This window comes from Candidatus Cryosericum hinesii (assembly GCF_003570985.1).
In the GTDB taxonomy this organism is placed as follows: Bacteria; Caldisericota; Caldisericia; order Cryosericales; family Cryosericaceae; genus Cryosericum; species Cryosericum hinesii.
Window position 1 is genome coordinate 1 of record NZ_QXIW01000008.1, and the last position, 4,496, is coordinate 4,496.

Below are 4,496 nucleotides of genomic sequence, written 5' to 3' on the forward strand. Positions count from 1 at the left end.
TTCGTGTGCGTCGACGAACAGCACAGCATCCTGTACCTGCGCTTCTACCGAAACTTTGGCAGGTTTCCTGTCATCCGGCAACTGTTCGACCTGCTGACCGGGCTGGCGGACATCACCATCGCGCACCAGGACCGTCGTGTCGTGCAGACTCAGCGACCATTCGTCAGCAGCCTGAACGGCGGGGAGAAGCTCATCCAGGGTGACCTGCCGATCGTTCTCTACCGCAGGCGCCGTGAGCAGCTCCAGAAGGAGGCACAAGCTCCGACAGTTTGAACGCAATGGAATCAGGATGGCCCTGGGACATTATCCCAGGGCCATCCTTGTGGCACATCTGCGAGAGGCAGGGCTCTACCAGCCGCCGCCTCCACCTCCACCTCCACCTCCACCGCTGAACCCGCCGCCACCCCTGCCGCCGAAACCCGACTTGGTGCCGGGCGCCACTGCTGAAGCGCTGATGGCGTTGCTGAACCCGGTACCGATGCTGCTCGCGAACGCGGCTGGATTGGCTGGGTTCCAGTAGGCTCCGTAGTACCAGACGGGCGCGTAGGACCGTCCCTCCGCGGCCATGTGAGCGAACACGCTTGCAAACTGCTCCGACCAGCGCTGCTCGACGTCCAGCGCCAGGGCAAACGGCAGGTACTTCTCGAATATCTCGGGAGTCCGATCAGGTGGGTTGAGCAAGTTCATGCGGTCCTTCTCGGTCACCGACAGGTACATCTTAAACCCCGTGACCTCGTCCACCACCTTCCGGCCTTCCTGCGTGTACGATTTCAGCGTGGAGCCGAAGACCACGGCCATGACAACCAGCACGATCCCGACAACGACCGGAGCGACGAATTGCGACGCAGTCCTGCTGGTGGAAACGAAGAAGGTGAGCGCCGCCACCCCGACGGAGAGCAGGATTCCGGTCAGGAGGTACCCCGTATTGCTCACGAAGAACCTCGGCTGGTAGTCCGCTTCCAGGGGTTTCTGGCTGGCGAGGATCGCTCGCTGGATCTCCTCTGCGTGCGCCTGTTCAAAGTCCACGCGTGCGCTGGTTCCGATAAGGGATCCGGCAAGAGCGAGCTCATCGTCGGACAGGACGGAATCAGGAGCAGTGTCCCGCTCGATCCAGTATTTGTGGCGATCCTGATGAATGCTGATGTACCGCTTGACCGCCATGTCGATCAGCGCAGCGGTGAACGCTTTGCTATCGTGGGCCATGCGTGACAGGTACCGGGCGCCTCCAGGCGACATCCCTTCGGGAGGCGCAAAGAGTGCGAAGATCGTGCCACGTTTGGGGTCATTGCCGTGACGATACCACATGACCATATAGTACAGGAAGACGAGCAGCACGCCGAGAAGACCTGCGATAAGGGCGCTGTTGTCACGAAAGAACCAGCCCAGCCGAGTTACAGCATTTGGCGGAGTCACGTATCCCTTGGGCCACCCGACCACGATGGTCAGGCCTTCACCGGGGTTGAGGACTGAGGTTGTGACGAAAGTCGGAGTCCCATCGGCGGTCTGTGTTATTGTCACGGCGCTTGCCGTCGAACCGGATGCACCAGTATAGGCCTGCAGCCCCGTAATGTGCGCGGCGGCGCCTGTGGGGAGCGTGATGGTTGCCGATGCGCGCTCGATGGGGAAGACCCAGCCGTTGCCGGTCACGTTCCAGTACAGTTCGTCGTGGTCGGTGAAGTAGCCCAGTTCGCGGTCGACGCTGAACCGTACTACCCAGGTGTGTTCGCCGGGGTCGATGAGGGTGTCAGCACTTCCGATCTTCACGCGTTTGCCATTGGCCAGGTTCTCCACCGTGTACAGCTCGGTCTGTCCGTCGCGCTGGACCCCCAGGACGTGGAAGTCGATGACAAGACGGCCGCCTGTGCGTGCGTTGGCATAGATGGTCGGGAAGTCATAGTAGATGCCATGCTGGATCTGATCGCCGGTCACGATGGCCTTGATGGTGTTCTCGACTCGCATCGATCCATCCTGGTTGACAGTGATTGCGCTGCCGAAACTGGTGATGCGCTCCTGTTCGGCCAAGGCCAGTCCCGGGACGGACAGGAGGATTGCAATCGCCAGCACGATGGTCAGGGTCAGCAGTCTACGCTTTCTCATGTGTACTCCTTTAGCTTCTTGATTCATCAAATAACATAGCGCAGTTGAGGGCAATACTCCAGCGGTGCACGGCGGACGGTTACCAGCCCCCACCTCCTCCACCACCACCCCCGCCTCCGGAGCCGCCTCCACCACCACTACTCCCTCCACCCCCGCCGAACCCGGAGCTCTTTCCTGGAGCCACCGACGAAGCAGCAATCGAGGACGCGAACGCTCCCGAAAGCGACGAGCCGAGCGTCGAAAAGCCGGTCGAGCGCCAGGTTTCGCCAGAGAACCACACGGGCTGGTAGGACGGTTGACCAGATGCGTCAGTGCGCTCCAGGACGTCGGCAAAGCTCTCGCTCCACTGTTGTTCGACGTCGAGGGCCAGCGCATAGGGCAAATACCGTTCGAACGTTTCAGGCGTGTGGTCGACTGGAGTCAACATGTTCATGCGGTCCTTCTCGGCGACGCTGAGATACAGTCGGAATCCATCGATCTGGTCCAGGAGACCCCGCCCCTTCGGGGTATAGGCTCGCAAGAGACGGAAGAAAACTACGTCTATTGCGGCGGTCACGAAAATCAATGCCAGGAGCAGAGGCCCCGCTATTACAACAAACGCGATCGTTCCGATGAGTTCGCCCAGCAGGAACGGCACCGCGAAGAGCGTGAGACCGACAGAACTCCCAAGGCTGAAGGTGCGTTTTCCCGACGTATTTGCCGATCGTCCGCGCCACGACGCGGCGACCTGCGTAACAAGCGCTGCGACCCCGAACGTCCATACCGACAGCCAGACAGACATGAACAGAAACCCGAAAATCCTCTCGGGCTGCGTCGTGCCCAGCAGGCCGGCAGCGACGACGCCTGCGATAGAGAGGGCGACCCCGGTCGCCGCGTAGCGGAGGTTCGTGACGAAGTACCCCTTGCCGTACATCGATCGCAGTGCCTGCTCAAGGGCCTTGCGGACAGCCTGAACGCGGTCATGTGCACTCTGCCTGAAGACAAGCCGCGTCTTCGAGCGGCCTTCGAACAGTTCCTGCAGGAGTTCGGCCTCGTCGGGGAGCAGGCCGGCTGGTACCGAGCCGGTGGTGTCGACGGCGAAGGAACCGTCCTCATCCTGTGAGATGACCAGCGCACCCTTGACTGCAAGCCCCGTTATCGCGGCTGTCAGCCCCTTGATGTCGGGCCTCATGAGCCGCAGGTACCGGATTGCAGCAGGGCTGAGTCCCTCGGGTGGCACAAACTGCGGGATGATGGTGCCAGGCCGGGGGTCGCGGCCGACGCGCAGCCAGGTGAGCAGGTAGTACAACAGGAGGCAGAGGAGTGCGATTACGGCAACACCGACCGAACGGTTGTCCCGGAGCCACCATCGCAGGGTCTGGAGCGACGATGGTGGAACCACGAACCCTTTCGGCCATCCGACGACGACGCTCAGCCCTTCGAATTGGGCCAGCGGAGCTGTCGTCGTGAAGACAGGGTTCCCGCTGGTGTCGCGTGACATCACGTAGTCTGTGCCTGTTGCACCCTGGGGGCCGGTATAGGCGGTGAGTCCGGTGATCTGTTGCCACGCGGTTCCGGGCAGGACGACGGTGCAGCCGGCGTGTTCGATGGGATACTCCCAGCCATTTCCCGTCACGTTCCAGAACAGCTCGTCATGGTCGGCGAAGAACCCGAGCTGACGGTCAGAGGAGTACGTGAAAACGTACGTGTGCTCGCCAGGTTCCAAGTCTGCCGAACTGGACCCGAAATACACCCGGACGCCGTTCGTCTGTCGAACCGAGTGCCATGGTTCGGTCGCACCGTCCTGCATGAGGCCGAGGACCTGGAAGGCGACCCGCACGGGCGCACGCCCCGGGTTCGTGTAGGTGGTGGGAAAGTCACGGTACAGGCCATGCTGGATGCTGATGCCTGCCGAGACGAACCGAATGGTCTCCTGGACGGTCATCGTTGAGTCCGTATGGACAGTGACGACGCTGTCGAACGACAGGATGCGCTCCGCTTCGGCAGCCCCTGCCCTGCCCACGGGGGACAGGAGCATGAGGGCTGCCATCAGCATGAGAACAGTGCAGGCGAGTTTCCTCATGGCCGGCACCTGATTCATGAATGGACTGCTACTTGTTGTCGAACGAGACCTTTGGTGCTTCGCGTTCCTCGGCGCCAGCAAGCTCGAAGAACTCAGCTTTCTTGAAGCCGAACATGCTTGCGACGAAGACGGATGGGAATGTCTCGCACATGATGTTGTAGTCCCGCACCGTGCCGTTGTAGTACCGGCGGGCCATCTGGATCTGGTCCTCCAGGTCTGCAAGCTTCGCCTGCAGGTCGAGGAAGTTGGTGTTGGCCTTGAGTTCAGGGTAAGCTTCTGCAACAGCGAACAGGGTCTTCAGTGTGCCATTCAGCTGATTCTCAGCCGCGGCCTTGTC

3 protein-coding genes and 1 pseudogene are annotated in these 4,496 nt (G+C 61.3%); 1 reads left to right on the forward strand and 3 read right to left on the reverse strand.

The window, feature by feature from the left end:
• Nucleotides 1-273: pseudogene (locus SMC3_RS09330) on the forward strand (aromatic ring-hydroxylating dioxygenase subunit alpha); the annotation flags it as partial.
• 75 nt (nt 274-348) lie between these two features.
• Here the strand turns inward: SMC3_RS09330 and SMC3_RS09520 are convergent.
• The 3 genes from SMC3_RS09520 to SMC3_RS01575 form a co-directional block, all read right to left on the reverse strand.
• Nucleotides 349-2,097, reverse strand: coding sequence for a DUF2207 domain-containing protein (locus SMC3_RS09520; protein WP_207799615.1), 1,749 nt, complete (start codon nt 2,095-2,097; stop codon nt 349-351).
• 79 nt (nt 2,098-2,176) lie between these two features.
• Nucleotides 2,177-4,159, reverse strand: a complete 1,983-nt coding sequence (locus SMC3_RS09525; RefSeq protein WP_207799616.1) for a DUF2207 domain-containing protein — start codon at nt 4,157-4,159, stop codon at nt 2,177-2,179.
• Nucleotides 4,160-4,187: 28 nt separating this feature from the next.
• Nucleotides 4,188-4,496 (reverse strand): LemA family protein (locus SMC3_RS01575; RefSeq protein ID WP_207799617.1); only part of this gene is annotated, 309 nt, incomplete at its 5' end.

What these genes read in the sequence shown, in the direction of transcription:
- SMC3_RS09520 (WP_207799615.1), bottom strand. Translation starts at nt 2,097, where the DNA reads ATGAGAAAGCGTAGACTGCTGACCCTGACCATCGTGCTGGCGATTGCA.
- SMC3_RS09525 (WP_207799616.1), bottom strand. Translation starts at nt 4,159, where the DNA reads ATGAGGAAACTCGCCTGCACTGTTCTCATGCTGATGGCAGCCCTCATG.